Origin of the sequence: Clostridium pasteurianum DSM 525 = ATCC 6013 (assembly GCF_000807255.1) — a bacterium.
GTDB classification, from domain to species: domain Bacteria; phylum Bacillota; class Clostridia; order Clostridiales; family Clostridiaceae; genus Clostridium_I; species Clostridium_I pasteurianum.
In genome coordinates this window covers 2,658,649-2,678,548 of sequence record NZ_CP009268.1, presented here as the reverse complement: position 1 = coordinate 2,678,548, position 19,900 = coordinate 2,658,649, and the positions used below count along the sequence as shown (strand labels likewise).

Below are 19,900 nucleotides of genomic sequence, written 5' to 3'. Positions count from 1 at the left end.
ATATTTTTCTATAAAGTTACACTGTTTTATTAAATCAGATCCTTTTACTGTATATTTTATGCTAGTTAATAAACAATACAGATTAGGTATAAAATTATTATGATGGAGGGGTAAACATGAAAAAATTAATTATGTCAGGTATTGTTTCTCTTATAATATTAGCAATAAGTGTACCAGCTTTTGCTGATACAGCTCTATTTGATTTTACACTTAATCCAGGACAATCTGGTTATTCTAGCTTTGTGCATAAGGCAGATAGTGAACAACGAGCTTATGTAAGTATTACGAGCAGCAATTTTATAAACAGTGATAAAACATGGTTTCGTGTAAGAGATTCTGCTGATAATATAAAAACTGAAACTAAGTGGGCTAATGCAAATATAAGTTTTACATTGAATTATATATCAACAGGATATGCTGGTGATTATTATAGACTTAAAGGTCAACAAGATTCAGCTAGTCCTTACTATGTGCATGTAGCTGGTCGTTGGACACCATAATAACAATAAAATAAGTGGTCAAGCTTACTAGCAGCTTGATCATTTATTTTTTATGATAAAAATCTTAAACCTATTTAAGATTTTATTAATTTTTTAATTATGTAAGAATGAATAAATCATAAAAAATTATTATATTCTTATGAATTTTAATTTATTTATAAGAAAACATTGATGATAACGATAGTACCTTTTTTATTGTTATATTAACGGTTGTAGTAATGTACAAAAAATATATAAATTTCTATATAATAAATAATTTTTACAATTTCACAACATTTCCATGAAAACTTTATAAAAGTAAATTGATACCATAATACAAGTGATTATAAATTACTTATAAATTTCATTTACAAAGCGGGAGGTTCATTAAGCTAATGTTAAAATTAAACAAGGCCTTATTAAGTTTAACAACAATTTTTTTTATTCTCACGTTTTCAGCATGTACCACTGAGGAAATTATAAAAACGGATAAAAGTACAAAAAATAATAGTACAGAGGTAAGTGGTAAAGAATTAAGTGCAGATCAGTCGGGAAAATATAAGGCATCACTAGGAAATAATATAGTGGTAGATGCTGTGGTAGACAAGCCAAATATAAATAATGCATCTATATTACAAGTTGAAGATGCTGTATTTGACGAAAAAAAGCTATGTGATATATTTTTAGGTTCTAGTGTAGTAAAAAAAGAAAAATCTCCATATAGTACACAATATTCTATTGGGGGAAGAATACTTGATATTCCTTTTAAAGCTCCATTTAAAGTTAATACACCTTTATCAAAACATATTGATACCATTGTTAACACATTACAAAGTGGTAATCTTAATAAATTTAAATCTCAAGAACTTCCATTTATGACAAAGGAAAAAGCAATTGAAGAGGCACGTAAAGTTTTGATGGAGCTAAGTATTATTCCTTATGGTTCGCCTACTGTTTATGCATTAGACAATAAAACTATTAAGCAAGAGCAGGAGCGACTTCTTAGGGAGGATAAAGCTTTTAAGGATTTTGTAGATATGGGAAAGATAAGACTGAAAGATAACTGGAGCAACGAAGATGACAGCTATTATATATTTTTTCGTAACTCTATTAGAAGTATTCCTTGTGATCCATTTGGTTATGCAGTTACAAATACTGATATTCAGGCAGAAGGTAGTGAGGTAAGTATACTTATTTCTAAAAATGGTATACAATCTTTTTTTATAAATGGTACAGTATATCGTGAGAAATCCGTAAAAAAAAGTAATTTACCTTTAATTACAATATCTCAGGCACTTATCAGTATTGAAAAAAAATATTCTGACGTGATATTATCAGATAAAATAGTAGTGTCTGGTATATCTTTAGTGTATTCACCTGTAGTAACTAATTCAAAAGGGGAAAATCGAAATATAGAATTAATACCTACATGGCTTTTTAATATTAATCAGAGAGAAAGTAAAGGGAAAGAAGAGACACAAATTTATACTAATGTTCGTATCAATGCAGTAGATGGAAAGGAAATTCGTTAGGAGGATTTTTATGAATCGTATTATTCACACTATATTCATGGATATACGGAGAGCTTTTATATCCTATGGTTTTTGGGCATCTGTAATTGCCGTATGTATTTTTTACTATGCAGCTTCATGGAATGAAATGAAAATTGCGTCAGACGGTCTTTATCTTTTCAAATATGCTTCTGAAGCAAGTGGTATAGGTGCTTTGGTAATAATATTATGTGTATTACCATACACTAATAGTTTTTGTACTGATTGGAATAGTCAATATATAAAATTTATAGCAGTACGCAGTGGTATAAAAAATTATGGTGTCTCAAAGGTTATTAGCTGTGCATTATCCTCTGGCTGTGCTATAGCCATAGGAATGATATTGTTTTTTATATCCCTGATGCCATGGATAAAACTTGTTTCAACCTCTGCAGCAAATTTTGAATCTTTTGCTACTCAAACTTTAGGTGGTATTTACCTTTCGCAGGGGCATTATATTATGTATTTTGCAGTATATGTATATCTTGCTTTCCTTACAGGTGCATTTTGGTCTGTTGTAGGACTTTGCGCATCCGCTTATCTTCCCAATAAATATGTTGCATTGTGCACACCTTTTATTGCATCCTCTTTGATCAATATAGTCACCTACAAATTTCCTGTATGGTTAAGATTAAATAGAATAGCTGAAGGAAGCTTTATAATAAAGGGAACTTTTTTTAGTTTGGTATATGCTACAGTGTTGTATAGTATACTTATAATTTGTATTGGTTTATTATTTGTGAATAGTGGAAAAAGGAGGTTATCTAATGGCTAATTTACAAAAAACTTTTTTTATATCCATTAATAACATTAGAAAATGGGCATCAAATCCTCGAATTTATATTTTAGCTGCATTACTTTTTTTGATGCTATGGAACTATGTCAATCCTATATTAAGTTTTTCTAAAATTGTAAATTATAGAGTTGCACCTTGGTTATTTCCATATATATCAAACTGGTATTTTACACAGATGCTAATGATGCTGGGTATAGTCTTCCTCTTCTGTGATGCACCCTTTATGGATGAATGTCAGACCTATCTTATGGTAAGAAGTGGACGTATACCTTGGGGTGCAGGTCAGGTTCTATATATAATGTTGGGTACAGCTATTTATTTTTTATTTATTGTGATTATAAGTATATTAATATTATCTCCAAGCTTATTTTTAAGTAATGGTTGGGGAAAAGTGCTTGGCACTTTAGCTCAAACAAATGCAGGTCAAAAATATGGAATACTTTTACCAATAAGTTATAATATACAATTGCAATATACTCCCATAGAAGCTCTTTTACTAAGCTTTCTACTACAATGGTGTGCAGGTACTATGGTTGGACTTGTGATGTTTATAATAAATATTTATTTAAAGCGTTCAATTGGTGCCATAGTTGGTTCTTCTATTGTGCTATTTGATTTCGTAGTTGCAAATAGCTTGCCTTATTACTACTATCATTTTTCACCATCCTCCATGGCGCGGTTAACAATACTTGACCCAACGGGAATGTCACCAAGGCCTACAAACCTTTATGCTTACATATTCTTTATCATTGGTATAATAGTGCTAAGCGTCATTTCAGTTATATCAGTACGTAAGCGGCAGATAGAAGTGCTTCCGCCAGTTTAAAATTTTGAAAGAACATAAAAATAAAGGAGGAATCGTGCATGAATAATTTGGCAGTATGTGTTAATGATGTTTGCAAAGCATTTAAAGAAAATCAGGTTTTAAAAAATGTTTCTATAAATTTTGAGAAAAACAAGATACATGGTTTAATTGGACGAAATGGTTCTGGTAAAACAATGCTTTTAAAATGTATATGTGGTTTTGTACCTATAACTTCTGGCGAAATAATTGTAAATGACAAAAGGATTGGAAAGGATACAGATGTTCCTAAAGATGTAGGGATAATTATAGAAACTCCAGGGTTTTTACCAAATTATAATGGTTATAAAAATCTGAAATTTCTTGCTTCTATTAATAATATTATTGATAAAAAAGATATTAAATCAGTTATAAAGCGAGTTGGACTTGATCCTGAAAGTAAAAAGTGGGTAGGGAAATACTCTCTCGGGATGCGTCAAAGATTAGGTATGGCTCAGGCTATAATGGAGAATCCATCTATTTTACTATTGGATGAACCATTAAACGGCATTGATAAACATGGGGTAAAGGATATGCGTGAATTATTGATTAAACTACGGGATGAAGGGAAAACCATTATACTTGCCAGCCACAGTGCAGAAGACATTGAAATGCTTTGCGATACTGTAAGTGAAATGGATTCAGGGGTACTCACTGTCCTTAGATAAGAAATATGCAACAAAATTTCTATATATTTTTGAATCATAGGTAACGGGAAATAGTGAAAGATGTTCATAGTAGTATACTTTGGTAATCAATATACAATTTAGAAGAGCAGTTTATAAGAGAAAGGGATGCTTTTTCAACATCCCTTTTTAAGTTACCCAAAAAGCTAGGATGTATTTATTTTGTAAAATTTAAATAAAAAGTCTGTCTGACGTAACAGTAAATGCTATAATATTGTACATATCTATGAAAAAAGCAGGTGATTCAATGAACAATATTCTAGTAGTGGAAGATGAAATACCTATTTCAAATGTAATATGCAAATATTTAAAAGTAGCCGGATATGATACAGAAACAGCTTATAATGGACAAGAGGCTTTACATAAAATTGAAACAGATAAATTCGATTTAGTATTATTGGATGTTATGATTCCTTATCTAAATGGTTTTGATTTGATAAAAATTCTTAAACCTAAGAATATTTCTGTAATCTTTTTAACAGCTAAGGATGAACTGACAGATAAGCTTCAGGGTTTTAGATTAGGTGCAGATGATTATATTACAAAACCTTTTGAATATCAGGAATTATTGGCACGTATAAGAGCTGTACTAAACAGAAATAACAAACTTACAAATAAAATTGTTTATGGTGATGTAGAAATTAATTTAGATAGTCATGAAGTTATAAAGAATGGTAAACAGATAGAATTGCTGCCTAAGGAATATGAATTGTTGATTTTATTCATAAAGAACAGGCATATTGCTTTGACAAGAGAAGTTCTCATGCAAAAGGTATGGGGTTATGATTTTATGGGAGAAACAAGAACTATAGATGCTCATGTGCAGCGCATAAGAAAAAAATTAGGATGGAAAAATGAAATTAAAACAATTTTTAAAACAGGCTATAGATTGGAGTAAAATATGAGATTTTGGCAAAAAATTTTTCTTAGCGGATATATTGTGCTATTCTTATCTTTCAATGTGATTGGCATACTATGGCTTAGCAGAGATTATAGTGATATGGTAAAAAGAGAAAATTCCGTTGCACTTTTAGCTCATCAATCCTTTCAGCAGTCTCTATATACCAGTCTTGTTTATTGGAAAAATCAACTGGCAGACTCACCAGATATATATAAGGTTTACCAATCAGATATTATATTAAAGCTTACCCATACAGGAGATAATTCAAGGCAGGTTATAGTAACAAATTCCAATAATGAAATTATTTTTTCAAATACCAGTGATACAATAAAAAATAACATAGAAAATACTATGAATAAGCTTGATAAAGATATTTCTTATGGTATGTATAAGTTAGATAAGGACAGAGTGATTATTGCTGGGAATAGCTTTAAAGTTGGAGATGATTCCTTTAATCTTTATACCATAAATAATATTACTGAAGAATATAACTATCAAAATAAAAAAATAAATGATTTTATAGAGTTTGGCTCTATAATTTGTATTCTTGCTGCAGGTATATTAGGTATTATTTCATATTTACTTACTAAACCTCTTAGAAAACTTGAAACTATTACTAAGCACATATCAGAAGGGGATTATTCCAGAAGAGTACCTTTGGTTGGAAATGATGAAATTTATCACTTGACTGAGCAAATAAACCTTATGGCAGAAACAATAGATAATAGAGAGAAGAAACTTAAAAGTATAGCTGAACAGAGACAGAGATTTGTGGAAAACTTTACTCATGAATTAAAAACGCCACTTACATCTATTATAGCCTATGCCGATCTTATGCGTACAGTAAAGCAGGAACCCTATGAAATGGATGAAGGACTTAATTATATATCCAGTGAAGGGAAAAGACTTTCTTCTATGGCCCATAAGCTTATGACTATGTTTCACCTAAAAAGTGGGGACCTTGAACTTAAAACTACACCATTGGATATTATATTTGAACAGGTGCATGACATTCTTAAATTACGTTTAAAGGAAAAGAATATTGAACTTAAAATTCATTGTGATGATATTTCTCTCAATATAGAAAGAGATCTTTTTAAAACTCTACTGATAAATCTACTGGATAATTCTATAAAGGCAAGCACATATGGAGATGAAATCTATCTTGCGGGTAAAGAACAGGATGATAAAATTATTATTGAAATTATAGATAAAGGTTTTGGAATACCCGAAAAGGAATTGTCATACATAATGGAACCATTTTATATGGTGGATAAATCTAGAACTCGTAAACACAATGGTGCAGGTCTTGGCTTAACTCTTTGTAATGAAATTGTTGTATTACATCATGCTGTTATGAATATTAAAAGTGAGGAAAATAAAGGTACTTGTGTATCAATTATTTTTAAAAAGGGGAAAAGCGGTGGTGAAACAGAATTATAAAAAGAAAATAATTTACTGTAATAATACATTATTTATAACAATAGCACTGTTTCTTGTGGTTATACTGACAGTTATATTCAGCAGGAGAATAATACCTTATCTGTTGATGAGTGTTAACAATAAGAATATAGGTGTAATCCATAAGATAAGCGGCTTTGAAATTCAAGCTTTATTAGAAGATACTAAAGTGAAAAGTATTATATTAGTAAAAAATGATAAAGATGCAGAAAACATGGCAAAAAAATATGAAAAACTACTTTTTGGCAGCAATTTTCAGGATTATAAGGTAAATATACTTCAAAGAAATAAGGATTTTTGGAGATTAGAATTAAGAGCAAAAAATCCATCTGAAAAAACTTACTATACTGGTGGTGAATATTTTATATCTCCAAGTGGTGAACTTTTAGGTTTTCAAATGTTAGATTTTAATACAAAATCCAGTGCAGCTTTAAATAACGAATCAGTTAGAGAAGAGGCTTCTAAGGCAGCAAAGGAGATACTTCAAAGCTTAGGTTATGAGGATGATTATACATTGCAGTTGAGAGAACATGATATAGTGATAACCAGATTATCAGTTAGATATCAGCCAATGTATTTATCTTTTGGAATGTATGAAAATAAACTTTATCTATTGAATATGAAAGGTAATTGGACAGACTAACATAAAATTAGTCTATACTCAGTGGAAATAACATATGACAGCCCTTAATAATTTATCAATATCTCTTAAGTAGAACATGAAATGATATCACAAATATATTGCAGTTTATGCTTGAAAATTAACAGTTTGTACATAATAGGTTTAAATTTAGTGAACTTTATGTAAGAATAAATGTGTAAGGTACGTATCTATACAAAATATTTTGAAATCCAAAAATTTGATTGTACAGTTATTTTGTCATATTAAATTAGCAAAATATTAATTTATGGAGGAAATTTTATATGAAAAAATCAAAAAAAATAATTGCTGTTTTAGCTCTTTTAGCAATACTTGTTCCATATACAAATGCCAAAGCTACTACTGATATGGTAACTAGTGCAGGACATAGCTTTAATAATGATTGGGAAGCTTCTGTAACTAGTTCTAGGTATAAATATATATATGGATATAACACATCTTGGATAAATGAAGATTATGTACATGCAATTCATTATGACTACCAGCATGATGCAGCAGTTTCAAATGGAGGTGGTGGATCTGGTAGAGATAGTGCAGGTCCTAATAGCTGGGCGAAAATCGAGATTACACATAAAAGTTCAGCAGTAAATTATGGAATAATATATTAGTAGTAATATATCACTATGTTTATTGATAAGTATTAAATTTTTAAAATTTTACCATTAGTATTCACGTATATGATATTAATGGTAAAATAATATATTATTATAATCATTATCCATAATGATAATTAAAGATCCGGAGGGTTTTTTTTTGAAAAAAATTAAGTTTATTATCAGTTTTTTCATTATTTTTATAGGTTTTTTAATTATAGGGGAAAGCCATGTTTTTTATTTAGATAATTTTTATACTCAATACAATAATACTACATTATATTTACAAGGGAATACAACCAGTGAAGAAATGATTGCTGATATAGTTGATTCATCAAATAAAAATAGAGTTCAGGTATTTACATTCATAAGGTCTCATCCATCTATTTCTCTTACTGAATACGATATTTATTGTACCCCAGGAGCTGAAAAACATATAAACGAAATTTCAAATATATTTGGAAGAAAATACAGAAGTCTTTTTTTAGGGAATGCTAATTTTAAATTTAATAATATTCAGAGTATACCTAATATTAAAAGTCAACATGATTATTATGTTATTGGCAGTAAGGAACAAGTTAATAAATTTAAGATGGATTTAATTGATAAATATGCAGGCAATCATCCTAAACAAGGCTATGCTGATAAGGAATCAAGAAATAATACAATGGCTATATGGCTACTTATCATTAGTATTATTTTATTATTGTCTTACTATGATGCTATCAAGCAAAAAAAAGAAAATGTTGTTAGGATCTCTATGGGAGAAAGAATAAGTAAGATTATCTTAGAAAATGTTCTCTTAGATTCTCTAGTATTCATAATAACTTTTGTAATAATACTATCTATTTTATCAAGATATACTTACATATTGTTTCATTTTAAAATTTCAATTATAGCATTTATTATTTTATTAGGTATCAACAGTTTATTGTATTTAAATTTATATTTTTATGATGTAAAAGAAGTTTTTTCTAACAGCAGAAGTTCTAAAAATTTGTTAGCACTTAATTATGTTTTAAAATTAGTGACAACTATTATTACCATTTTTATAATATCTAGTAATATAGCCTTAATTTCTCAATCTTATAGTTTTTATAAACAAAAATCTTTTTTTGATGCCCACTCAGATTATTACTATATTGAGTTTGTGTATAAGCAAATTGAAAACAGTAATGGCATTATTGATAATAGGGTTTTTGATAAATCTGCAAGTGCAGATGCAGAATTTTATAGAGAATTCTTTGAAGAGTTTCACGTAACTTCAGTAAAAAATATCTCGGATTTTTTAGGTATAAAAGGTATTTCAGCTAATAGAAATGCTCGTGCTTATTTATCAAGTAAGATAGATGAAATTAACAATGTTAATTTAGATAAAGATTTTTATTTTATATTACCTGATAAAACAAAAAATAAATCTGACATTATTAATCTACTAAAAAATGATATACGAGCTAAAGAGGGTACTGAATTTGTTTACAATTATGGTGTGATTTATTACCATAATAATATAGATATTGTTGGAATAGACGAGGATTATATATATGGAAGTGATTTAGTTAAAAACCCTGTTATTCTTTATAATAACATGTCAGGTAAGCAAGTTAGAAGTCAGAGTAGTGATAAGGATTCAATAAAAGGAGATTATTTAGCAGACGTTATGTATAAACTATCATCAGAAGATGCATTTGATAAATTTAACAAATTTATAGTAGACCATAATTTAGAAGAGCAGTTTATTGAAAAAAATAATTCGTTGGAAAAATATGAGAATATGTGGATTATAGCTAAAAAGGCTTTGTATATTAATTTAGTATTTAGTATTTTAGTTTTACTATTGGAATTTATTATTATTAACTCAATTATAAAACTAGAGTATGAAGTGAATGCCATTGAGCTTTCTATTAAGAAAGTCTTAGGATATAGTATTTTAGAAAAAAATAGGAAAATTATTATGTTGACAATTATAACTACAATATCAAGTATAATAATGGCTGTTATTGTTGCTATAATACTGAAAACTGAAGAAGTATACTATTTAGCTTTTGGAGGAATAGGAATCTTAGTATTAGAACTATCTGTTATTACATTTTATATACATAAAATTGAAAATTCTAAAATTCAAAACATACTGAAAGGAGGAAATTTATGATTGAAATAAAAAATTTAAATAAAAAATTTGATGAAAAAATAGTATTTTCAGATTTTAATTTAACAATAGAAAATGGGGATTTTATTATATTTTCTGGACCAAGTGGTTGTGGAAAAACAACTTTATTAAATATGATTGGTGCAATTGAAAAAATTGATAATGGAAAAATAATAGTTGACGGTATAGATATTAAAAATAAAAAGAATCATCTAAATTATTACAGAACAAAAATAGGTTTTTTATTTCAAAACTTTGCATTAGTTGATAATAAGACTGTTAAAGAAAACTTAAAATTAATTCGTAAGGATTGCAAAACAAATTTATCAATTGAAGATGCTTTGAGTATTATAGGTTTAGAAGACAAATTAAATAAAAAGATATATACATTATCAGGAGGAGAGCAGCAAAGAGTAGCTTTGGCTAGATTGATGCTAAAAAAGTGTGATGTTATATTGGCTGATGAGCCTACAGGTTCTCTTGATAAAAAGAATGCAGAAGCTGTACTTGATATTTTAAAACAGTTAAATAAACAGGGTAAAACCATTATACTTGTTACCCATGATGAGAATATAAAAAAACAAGGAAATAAAGTGGTGAATTTATGAAGAAGATTACTGGAAAAAGAATTTTTATATTTATCATATTAGTATTTGTAGCTCTAAATATTAGCTGGTTTCTAATAACAACCATCAAATATAATAAATTTGTAAAAGCTGTACCGAAAGATCGAGATGGTGTACATTCTCTATTAAAAGATGGTTACAATTATCATGTAAAAAAACCAGATTACTTACATTATACAGGGAATTTGGCAATATCAACTAGATCAGCTAGTAATAGAGGTGAGCTTTTAATTATATGGCCATTGATATCAGGTGGATATGAGTATGGTTTTAGTATACAAGAGGATAATGAAGCATATGAACTCTATGTGGATAAAAATATGAAACCAATAGACACAACTGATACATATGTTATACAAAAATTTGAAGAGCATAAAGCTGGTTTAGAACAACTATTTTCTAAGGCTGATGAGATGTGGCAGTTAAAATAATACTATGTTATGGAAAAGAATCAATTTATACAAGAGATTAAAAGTAAGATAAAAAATTAAAAAGCTACAAACTAATCAATGCAGTAATTAGTTTATAATTGATGCAGTGATTTTTTTGTAAGAGTTAACTGTAATTTAGAAAATTAATAATCTTATTATATTTCATTAGAGAAATGTATATGATATAGTATTATTAGGTAAATGTAAACCTAAGTAGGGATGAGATTAGTAATTAGCATAGTACTTTTACTAAATCTAATTATAAGCTTTGGATAACAATATGTATATACAACAAATTTGGTGGTGATTATATATGAATAATATTATAGATGAAGTCAAGCGTTTTATCATTAATATAAATAAAAAATACGCAATAAAATTTGCATATATTTTTGGATCACAGGCAACAGGAAAAGCTTCGAAAAATAGTGATGTAGATATAGCGGTATACTTTAAAAATAATTATACAAATTTGGAAGAGGCTTTTATAAGAGGAGAGATTATAGAAGAAGGAAAATCTTTTTTTAAGAAGAATATAGACATAGTTTCACTAAACAATGCCTCACTGCTATTAAAATATGAAATAATTCATGATGGAATAGTAATTAAGGATGATGATGAAAGAGGAGATTTTGAGTCCTTATCTCTAAGAGAGTACTTTGATTTTAAATATTATTCCGATATATACGATAATGTAATTATTGAAAAAATAAAAAAAGGGGAATATTTTAGAGGGTAAAATTTATGGTAAAAAGAGAAATTGTGATTTCAAGGATAGATAAATTGAATGAATATATGAGAATACTTAAATCTTTAACAAAATATGATAGGAAAACATATATTAATGATCCATTGATATATGGATCTGCAGAAAGATTTCTTCATTTAAGCATAGAATGTATTCTCGATATAGCAAATCATGTTATAGCAGATATGAGATATAGAAGACCAGAGAATAACAAAGATATATTTTTAGTGTTACATGAAAATAAAATAATTGATGAAAAGTTGAAAAATAATCTTTGTAATATGGCAGGATTTAGAAACATTTTAGTTCATGATTATTTAAAACTAGATAGAGCACTAGTATATGATATTATAAATAATAATTTAAATGATATAGAAGATTTTATAAAAATAGTAGTGGAATACATATAATAAAAGTTAATCTATTTTTCAGAAATTAAAACTTTTATATAAGAAGTAATTTTAAAAGATAATTAAAGTATAAATATTAGTACAGATATTATGATGCTATTCAAGGAGTGTTTTGGGAACACTCCTTTTTTGCATATCTAAAATTTCAATAAAGCTTTTCTTAAGAAATTTGTAAGAATCTTATTGAGTATATTGTAAATTTCATATTCTATAATCTAATTACAGGCTGAAAAGGAGGGATTAAAGATGTTATGATATAATATATTGCTAGAAGAAAAGGGGAAGCTGTATGAAAAAATATAATATACTAATAGTTGATGATGATCAGGAAATAAGAGATGCCATAAAAATTTATCTGAAAAGTGAAGATATAAATATATATCTGCAAAGGATGGTTTAGAGGCTTTAATGCTTCTAGAAGAAGAGGAAATTCATCTTATCATAATGGATATAATGATGCCAAAAATGGACGGTATAAAAGCCACTTTTAAAATTAGAGAAAATAAGAACATACCAATTATAATATTATCTGCAAAGTCTGAAGATACTGACAAAATATTAGGACTTAATATAGGGGCTGATGATTATATAACTAAGCCTTTTAATCCCATGGAATTAGTAGCTAGAGTACGTTCTCAGCTTAGAAGATATATTAATCTTGGTAATTATAAAAATAGTGAAGATAAAATAGTGGTAAGAGGTTTAGTACTAGATAAATCTTCAAAAGCTGTACAAGTTGAAGGAAAAGATGTGCGTGTTACACCTATTGAATACAAAATTTTAGAGCTACTCATGGAAAACAGAGGCAGGGTATTTTCCATTGAACAAATTTACGAAAGAGTTTGGCAGGAGCCTTCCTACAATGCTGAGAATACTGTGGCAGTACATATAAGAAGAATAAGAGAAAAAATAGAAATAAACACTAAGGACCCAAAATATTTAAAGGTGGTGTGGGGTATTGGGTACAAAATTGAGAAATAATAAGTATGTGTTAGGCGGCACATTAGTACTATTAATTTATTTGTTGTCATTTTCACTATTTTTAATATCAGATGTGTATAAAAACAGAAGTTTTTATAAAAGTGAACCCTATTTTAGCAGTGATAGATTTACTCATGAGTTAGATGTTTTTTCTAAAAATCTTATGAGTTTTTATTTTGATTACAAGGATTTTGATAATAAATCTGATAATGAAAAGGTCAGTGATAATGAGGTGAATTCTGCATTATCACTAAATGAAAGATATATAATGAACGCTCAGCAGGAAGCTACAAACAATTACTATAATCTTATAGTGGAAGCTATAAATAGAGGAAATTATGATGCTGCAAAAAATCTAAATGAAGAGATGACAAAGAAAAGAGAAGATATTAGAAATAAAAATTCAAAGACTTATGATGAAATACGGGATGAAATTATTAAATGGAAAACTAATGACTATGAAAATATAAAAATTAGTCTTATGAAAAATACTTATATTAAATATTATATTAGAAATTTTAAAGCTAATGAAGTATATACTAATATGAATCCTGCCTTGTCTGATGACGAAGTCGAAAATTATATTAAAGATAATGCCTTGTACTCAATGCACTTTCCAAATGATTTAGAAGAAACTAAAAATAATTTCTTTAATAATAGTTATCTTAATAGCTATATAATAATTCCAAAGGATATTGATAAGAATAGTTATATATATAAAGACTATGAATACTATAATTCAGTTAGAAGTAGAATTATGAATGAACAGGTTATGCTATTGGCGGTAATTTTAATAATTGCAGCACTATTTGTGTATCTTCTTTATAATAAGAAGTTTTTACAGAATACAAGTTTAGCGAAAAAAATATTTTCATTTACAAGAAGAATACCTTTAACCTTAAAAATAATTATTGTTTTAATTTTGTTTCTAGCAGTAGTTTTTTATATGGAAAATTTATATTTCTTTTATGTGCCTTTAGACATTGTCCATTTTTTAAGACTTACATTACTTTCAAGTTTTGTTTTAGTTTTATCAATTATATTGATTGATATAATTATGATAATAAAAAATAAGGATAATTTGAAACACGAAATAAAAGGTATAATAGTAAATCATATTTTGTTAACAATTAAATATTTGCTAGAATATAAGAAAAGTATACTTAAAATAGTTTCTATTTTAAGTATAGGTATAGTTATATGTATTTATATGTTTATACAACAAATTAGTAGCTTTTTTATAGCTATTGTTTGCATTATTTACATATTAATTATATTTATTTATGTTATGAGAACTTTTGTAAAATTTTGCAAAATAGCACATGGAACAGATAAAATAACAAGTGGTAATCTTAACTACGAAATTGACATTTCAGGTAAAAGTACCATGGCAAAGCTGGCAAATAATATAAATAATATGAAACTTGGTTTTAAAAAGGCTGTGGAAGATCAGGTTAAAAGTGAACGACTAAAATCAGAGCTTATAACTAATGTATCCCATGACTTAAAGACACCTCTAACCTCCATAATAAATTATGTGGATTTACTGAAGGTTGAGGATATAACAGAGCAGGAGAGAATAAATTATATAAGTATATTGGATAAGAAATCTCAAAGAATTAAGGTGCTCATAGAGGATCTATTTGAAGCCTCAAAGCTTTCCAGCGGTAATATTGAAATGAATATAGAAAGGATAGATATTACTTCTCTGTTAAAACAAGCCTTAGGAGAGCTAAATCATAAAATTGAAGAATCAAATCTGATATTTAAAATAAATATATCGAAAGAAAAAATGTATTCAAATTTAGATGGAAAGAGAACCTGGAGAGTATTTGATAATTTGATAAACAATGCATTAAAATATTCTCAACCCAATACAAGGGTATATATAAATTTAGAGGAACAAGAAGAGAACATAGTATTTACAATTAAAAATATATCCGCCTATGAGCTGGATTTTAATGCTGAGGAAATATTTGAAAGATTTAAAAGAGGTGATAGTTCAAGAAGTACTGAAGGATCAGGGCTTGGTCTTGCTATAGCTAAAAGTATAGTTGAACTGGAACAGGGGTCAATTGATATTAATATTGATGGTGATCTATTTAAAGTTATAGTTAAATTTAAAAAAATCAAGTCATAAGAATTATTTATGCAAAGATGGATATTATAAAGATTATTAAATAAAAGAAGGGGCTGTCGCATTAGCACAAAAAAATATGCTAACGCGGCAGCGTTTTTTGTGTGCTTCATAGAAAATTTAATAATATTTTAACACCCAATAAGCTCGATAATTAAAAAATGGTGCACTTTAATAAGCCTTTGATATTAAGGCTTTTTTTGATTTACAGAGTTTTTAAAATTTAAAAATTATGCACTCTTTTTAAGTGAAAAAAGATGTGTTCCAGTTCTATCTGACTGAATTTTATTATGTAGCTTATTTATATTATGTGCCATAGCTAACAGAATACTTTCCGCCAAAACATTCTTTTTACCTTTACTTAGATATCTACGAAATCCCATATCCTGTTTTATCTCTGCAAAAGAGCCTTCTGCCTGAATACTTCGATTCATTCTTAACTCGCAGCCTTCTTCACTTACAATTCTTTCAAGATTTTCTTTGCGAAGCATATTGAATAGCTTTAAAGTTTCAAGATTTTTAACTCTTTCTTCTAATGGCGTTTTACAGTTATGCCCTTTTACGCATTTGCTCTTATGCTCACAGTTACTGCAATCCTCAGAAGTGTATATTGTTTTTTCGCTTATATAACCAGTCTTACTTTTTCTTTTTACTATTTTATTTACTGTTAGCTTCTTATTATTTTTGCAAGTATAATAATCACCCAATTCGGTATAATCCATGTTTTCGATTCTGCTTATATCATTTTTATATTTTCTTGTTTTCGATATTTCATAACTTGTTGGCTTAATATATGATAACTATCCATTTTCTTTAATATAAACATAATTTTCTTCACTCTCATAGCCTGAGTCTGCAGTTATTTTTAAATATCTAAAATACAAGAAGTTTTCCATGCTTTTTAAAAATGGAATCAACGTTGTGGTGTCCGCAGGTTGATCACCTACAGTAAGCCACACTATATATTCAGAATCAACTCCATGCTGCACATTGTAAGCAGGTTTTAACTGACCATTTTTCATAGCATCTTCTTTCATCCTCATAAAAGTTGCATCTTTATCTGTCTTGGAATAGCTATTACGCTTACCGCAGGTATGGATTTTCTGTGTATATTCTTTAAGTTTATTAAGATATAACTCAAGCTTCTCGATAGAACGTTGAATTAGAGTTTTTCTTTTACCAGGTCCATGTACAAATTGTATATTTTCTTCATGCTTCAAGGCGTAAAGTTTCTTGCGTAGCTTCTTTATGTGCTTTACTTTTACTATATCTTCATATACAACTTTTATTCCATACAGTTCTTCACATTCAGACACAAACTCAGCTAATTTGCAAAGTAGTCTATCCAAATTTTTTGATACTGCTTTTTTCCAAACGAAAGTATATTTATTTGCACAAGCTTCTATTTTGGTACCATCAATAAATATAGTATCCCCTAGTACTTCTCCAATTTCATAAAGAAAATTTGTCATTTCAGCCATTATTATTTCTGAACACGGAGCAAAATGAATACTACGAAATCTTGCAAAGGTATAATGATCTGGTACTGGTGAACCCTCTAAAAGGTACATGAAATTTACATCTCTTTTGCAGGAGGTTTCCATTTGCCTAGAAGAATATATATGATTCATGTAAGAATAAAGTACAATCTTCAGCATCTGACGAGGCGTAGCCTGATTTTCCCTTAATCGGGAATAAGTCAAATATAAATCTGTTAAATCCATCTCCTCTACAAACTGACTTAGCAAACGCACCGAATCATTATCTGGAATCATGTATTCCGTATTTAGTGGAAGTTTTAATTGATAATTTTCATGATTTAAAGTATAATTTTTGTGTAAATTAATGTATTTTGTCATATGTTAATTTTACTATAAATCTTTCACTCTTCCGAGTGGGAGATTTATTTTTATGCAAAAAAGCTGTCGCACTAATTATTTAGTGCGACAGCCCCTTCTTTTGCGTTTATATTAATTTTATATAATTAAAACTATAACTTTTTCACATTCAAAGCTCTCATGGAATTAAATACGGCTATAAGGGCTACACCTACATCTCCAAATACAGCTTCCCACATATTTGCAAAGCCCAGGGCACCTAGAATTAGAATTACAGCCTTTATTCCCAGTGCAAAAATTATATTTTGCCAAACAATAAACTGAGTTTTTCTTGCTATTTTTATAGCAGTAACTATCTTTGAAGGTTCATCGGTCATAATTACTACATCAGAAGCTTCAATGGCAGCATCTGAACCAAGGCCGCCCATAGCAGCGCCAACGTCAGCTCTTGCTAGAACAGGGGCATCATTTACTCCGTCACCTACATATAATATTTTTTCTTTAGGTGATTTCATACTATAGAGTATTTCAAATTTATCTACTTTTTCATTTGGGAGCAATTCAGAGTAAACCTCGTCTATATTGAGTTTATTGCCTATGGCTGTTCCAACTTTGGCAGCATCACCAGTAAGCATGATTGTTTTCTTTATGCCAAGTGTTTTCAAATCCTTTATAGTATTTGCAGCATCAGTTTTTATTTCATCAGATATTACAATATATCCAGCATATAGATTATCTACTGCTATATGAATTATAGTTCCTATAGTATTTGAATCTTCATAGGCTATATTTTCTTTTTTCATTAATTTTAAGTTTCCCGCAAGAATGTTTTTACCATTTACAGTAGTTTTTATTCCATAGCCTGCCAGTTCACTGTAATTTGAAGTATCAGTATTTATATTAGTATTTTTGCAAGGATTTAATATACTCTTTGATATTTTCCCTGCAGAAGAAGAAGTTTTTAATTTTTTCAAGTTAATAGTATTTGGCATGATATTCTGGCACTTTGCTTTAACTTTGCAGGCAGCAATATGAGAATTAGGTACTGATTCAAGTTTTCCGTACTTATCTTCATAACATTTTAAAATAGATTTTGCTATAGGGTGATTGGAATAGTTTTCTGCCAGTGCAGCATATTTTAAGAGTTCATCCTCTGTAAAATTATTTGTGGCATTTATTTTTGTAACTTTAAATACACCCTTTGTTAAAGTTCCGGTTTTATCAAATACTACAGTTCTTACATTGTATAGAGCTTCTAGATAATTGCTGCCTTTAACCAGTATACCTTTCTTTGAAGCTCCCCCTATACCTCCAAAGAATCCTAGTGGTATGGAAATTACAAGGGCACAAGGACAGGATACTACAAGGAAAACTAAAGCTCTATATATCCACTGGGAGAAAGTATCATCAGGAATTATTAGAGGAGGTATAATAGCAAGTAATACAGCTGAAAGTGTAACTACAGGAGTATAGTATTTAGCAAATTTAGTTATAAAGTTTTCTGTTTGAGCTTTTTTACTGCTAGCGTTTTGAACAAGATCTAATATTTTAGATACTGCGGATTCAGTAAAAGGCTTTGTAACTTTAACAGTTAGAACTCCATTTTGATTTATAAAACCTCCCAGTATTGTACTGCCTGAGCTCACTTCTCTTGGAAGGGATTCACCTGTAAGATCAGAGGTATCCACCATGGAAGTGCCCTCTAATATAACTCCATCTAGGGGAACTTTTTCACCGGGTTTTATAAGAATAATGTCATCTATGGATACTTCTTCTGGGTGTACTTTTTTAAAGCTGTCATTAACTTTAACATTAGCAAATTCAGGTTTTATATCCATAAGTTTTGTTATAGATCTTCTGGACCTATCCACTGCCATATCCTGAAAAGTTTCACCAATTTCATAGAAAAGCATAACAGCTATACCTTCTGAGTATTGTTTAATTGCAAAGGCTCCAATACTTGCAATACTCATGAGAAAATTTTCATCAAAGACTTCTCCTCGAAGTATATTCTTTAAAGATTTCATTAATACATTTCCACCTATTAATAGATAAGCTGCAATTGAAACAATAAGTCTCAAGGTAGAAGCATCTGAAAGAAAAAAAGTAATTATATATAATATTACACCGGCAATAAGTGCTGCAATTTTAAATTTCTTGTTGGCACTAGCTTCTTCATGAATATTTGTGCTATCAATTTTAGCGCTGGTATCTATTATTTTAACATCTGGTTCTAGTTTTTTTATAATATCCTTAGTTTCATCTAATATTCTTATAATTTCATTTTCATCTTTTATTTCCAATGTTAATTTTTTAGATACGAAGTCCATATTGGCTGATTCTACACCAGAAATATTTTTTGATTTATTTTCTATCTTAGCTGCACAGTTGGGGCAGCATAGACCCTCCAGTATAAGTTCTTTCTTCTTTGCGTCCAAGGTAACCCCTCCATCCTTAAAGCAATTTAGATATTATTATATTTATCTAAATTATCTAAATTATCTTAAATATCTTTATAAAAGTGAGTATATTTAGAATTAAATTAATTCATATAGGGATGCATCCTTATCCTAAGTTAATATATGAATAAAGTTGATATATAGGATAATATA

16 protein-coding genes and 2 pseudogenes are annotated in these 19,900 nt (G+C 28.6%); 16 read left to right on the top strand and 2 right to left on the bottom strand.

The window, feature by feature from the left end:
• Nucleotides 1-116 precede the first annotated feature (116 nt).
• The 16 genes and pseudogenes from CLPA_RS12155 (at nucleotide 117) to CLPA_RS12080 (ending at nucleotide 15,453) form a co-directional block, all read left to right on the top strand.
• Nucleotides 117-500, top strand: coding sequence for a hypothetical protein (locus CLPA_RS12155; RefSeq protein ID WP_003447504.1), 384 nt, complete (start codon nucleotides 117-119; stop codon nucleotides 498-500).
• 374 nt (nucleotides 501-874) lie between these two features.
• Nucleotides 875-2,011 carry a hypothetical protein gene (locus CLPA_RS12150; protein ID WP_003447505.1) on the top strand — a complete coding sequence of 379 codons (1,137 nt, stop codon included), beginning with the start codon at nucleotides 875-877 and terminating at the stop codon, nucleotides 2,009-2,011.
• A 10-nt stretch (nucleotides 2,012-2,021) separates the two neighbouring features.
• A complete protein-coding gene (locus CLPA_RS12145; protein WP_003447506.1) occupies nucleotides 2,022-2,804 on the top strand; it encodes a hypothetical protein in 783 nt (260 codons plus the stop codon).
• Nucleotides 2,797-3,651, top strand: coding sequence for a hypothetical protein (locus tag CLPA_RS12140; RefSeq protein WP_003447507.1), 855 nt, complete (start codon nucleotides 2,797-2,799; stop codon nucleotides 3,649-3,651). Before CLPA_RS12145 ends, CLPA_RS12140 begins: the two co-directional genes overlap by 8 nt.
• A 38-nt stretch (nucleotides 3,652-3,689) precedes the next feature.
• On the top strand, nucleotides 3,690-4,334 hold the full coding sequence (locus CLPA_RS12135) for an ATP-binding cassette domain-containing protein (protein WP_003447508.1): 645 nt from the start codon (nucleotides 3,690-3,692) through the stop codon (nucleotides 4,332-4,334).
• Nucleotides 4,335-4,599: 265 nt separating this feature from the next.
• Entirely contained in the window at nucleotides 4,600-5,250 is a 651-nt protein-coding gene (locus CLPA_RS12130) for a response regulator transcription factor (protein WP_003447510.1), read from the top strand.
• Nucleotides 5,251-5,313: 63 nt separating this feature from the next.
• On the top strand, nucleotides 5,314-6,696 hold the full coding sequence (locus CLPA_RS12125; RefSeq protein ID WP_158380942.1) for a sensor histidine kinase: 1,383 nt from the start codon (nucleotides 5,314-5,316) through the stop codon (nucleotides 6,694-6,696).
• Nucleotides 6,680-7,357 carry a Con-6 family protein gene (locus CLPA_RS12120; RefSeq protein WP_003447514.1) on the top strand — a complete coding sequence of 226 codons (678 nt, stop codon included), beginning with the start codon at nucleotides 6,680-6,682 and terminating at the stop codon, nucleotides 7,355-7,357. The genes CLPA_RS12125 and CLPA_RS12120 overlap by 17 nt, the downstream gene beginning before the upstream one ends.
• A gap of 281 nt (nucleotides 7,358-7,638) precedes the next feature.
• Nucleotides 7,639-7,983 carry a mediterrocin family bacteriocin gene (locus tag CLPA_RS12115; RefSeq protein WP_003447516.1) on the top strand — a complete coding sequence of 115 codons (345 nt, stop codon included), beginning with the start codon at nucleotides 7,639-7,641 and terminating at the stop codon, nucleotides 7,981-7,983.
• Between the two features lie 145 nt (nucleotides 7,984-8,128).
• On the top strand, nucleotides 8,129-10,120 hold the full coding sequence (locus tag CLPA_RS12110) for a DUF1430 domain-containing protein (protein ID WP_003447518.1): 1,992 nt from the start codon (nucleotides 8,129-8,131) through the stop codon (nucleotides 10,118-10,120).
• Nucleotides 10,117-10,725: an ABC transporter ATP-binding protein gene (locus tag CLPA_RS12105; RefSeq protein WP_003447520.1), complete on the top strand. Its 609-nt coding sequence runs from the start codon at nucleotides 10,117-10,119 to the stop codon at nucleotides 10,723-10,725. The genes CLPA_RS12110 and CLPA_RS12105 overlap by 4 nt, the downstream gene beginning before the upstream one ends.
• A complete protein-coding gene (locus CLPA_RS12100) occupies nucleotides 10,722-11,174 on the top strand; it encodes a hypothetical protein (protein WP_003447524.1) in 453 nt (150 codons plus the stop codon). Before CLPA_RS12105 ends, CLPA_RS12100 begins: the two co-directional genes overlap by 4 nt.
• Nucleotides 11,175-11,487: 313 nt before the next feature.
• Nucleotides 11,488-11,913, top strand: a complete 426-nt coding sequence (gene mntA / locus CLPA_RS12095) for a type VII toxin-antitoxin system MntA family adenylyltransferase antitoxin (RefSeq protein ID WP_003447526.1) — start codon at nucleotides 11,488-11,490, stop codon at nucleotides 11,911-11,913.
• Between the two features lie 5 nt (nucleotides 11,914-11,918).
• The gene (hepT, locus tag CLPA_RS12090) at nucleotides 11,919-12,332 is read left to right on the top strand and encodes a type VII toxin-antitoxin system HepT family RNase toxin (RefSeq protein WP_003447528.1); all 414 of its coding nucleotides are present in this window, start codon (nucleotides 11,919-11,921) and stop codon (nucleotides 12,330-12,332) included.
• Nucleotides 12,333-12,621: 289 nt separating this feature from the next.
• Nucleotides 12,622-13,313 (top strand): annotated as a pseudogene (locus tag CLPA_RS12085) (response regulator transcription factor).
• Nucleotides 13,291-15,453, top strand: coding sequence for a HAMP domain-containing sensor histidine kinase (locus tag CLPA_RS12080; RefSeq protein ID WP_003447535.1), 2,163 nt, complete (start codon nucleotides 13,291-13,293; stop codon nucleotides 15,451-15,453). The pseudogene CLPA_RS12085 and the gene CLPA_RS12080 overlap by 23 nt, the downstream one beginning before the upstream one ends.
• A 227-nt stretch (nucleotides 15,454-15,680) precedes the next feature.
• On the opposite strand, the pseudogene CLPA_RS12075 reads toward CLPA_RS12080, so the two are convergent.
• Both CLPA_RS12075 and CLPA_RS12070 read right to left on the bottom strand, forming a co-directional pair.
• Nucleotides 15,681-17,309 (bottom strand): annotated as a pseudogene (locus tag CLPA_RS12075) (IS1182 family transposase).
• 131 nt (nucleotides 17,310-17,440) lie between these two features.
• Nucleotides 17,441-19,726 (bottom strand): heavy metal translocating P-type ATPase, encoded by a 2,286-nt coding sequence (locus CLPA_RS12070; RefSeq protein WP_003447537.1) that lies wholly within the window; start codon nucleotides 19,724-19,726, stop codon nucleotides 17,441-17,443.
• Nucleotides 19,727-19,900: the final 174 nt, after the last annotated feature.

Coding starts and splice junctions, on each gene's coding strand:
- CLPA_RS12155 (WP_003447504.1), top strand. CDS start 117: ATGAAAAAATTAATTATGTCAGGTATTGTTTCTCTTATAATATTAGCA.
- CLPA_RS12150 (WP_003447505.1), top strand. CDS start 875: ATGTTAAAATTAAACAAGGCCTTATTAAGTTTAACAACAATTTTTTTT.
- CLPA_RS12145 (WP_003447506.1), top strand. CDS start 2,022: ATGAATCGTATTATTCACACTATATTCATGGATATACGGAGAGCTTTT.
- CLPA_RS12140 (WP_003447507.1), top strand. CDS start 2,797: ATGGCTAATTTACAAAAAACTTTTTTTATATCCATTAATAACATTAGA.
- CLPA_RS12135 (WP_003447508.1), top strand. CDS start 3,690: ATGAATAATTTGGCAGTATGTGTTAATGATGTTTGCAAAGCATTTAAA.
- CLPA_RS12130 (WP_003447510.1), top strand. CDS start 4,600: ATGAACAATATTCTAGTAGTGGAAGATGAAATACCTATTTCAAATGTA.
- CLPA_RS12115 (WP_003447516.1), top strand. CDS start 7,639: ATGAAAAAATCAAAAAAAATAATTGCTGTTTTAGCTCTTTTAGCAATA.
- CLPA_RS12105 (WP_003447520.1), top strand. CDS start 10,117: ATGATTGAAATAAAAAATTTAAATAAAAAATTTGATGAAAAAATAGTA.
- CLPA_RS12100 (WP_003447524.1), top strand. CDS start 10,722: ATGAAGAAGATTACTGGAAAAAGAATTTTTATATTTATCATATTAGTA.
- mntA (WP_003447526.1), top strand. CDS start 11,488: ATGAATAATATTATAGATGAAGTCAAGCGTTTTATCATTAATATAAAT.
- hepT (WP_003447528.1), top strand. CDS start 11,919: ATGGTAAAAAGAGAAATTGTGATTTCAAGGATAGATAAATTGAATGAA.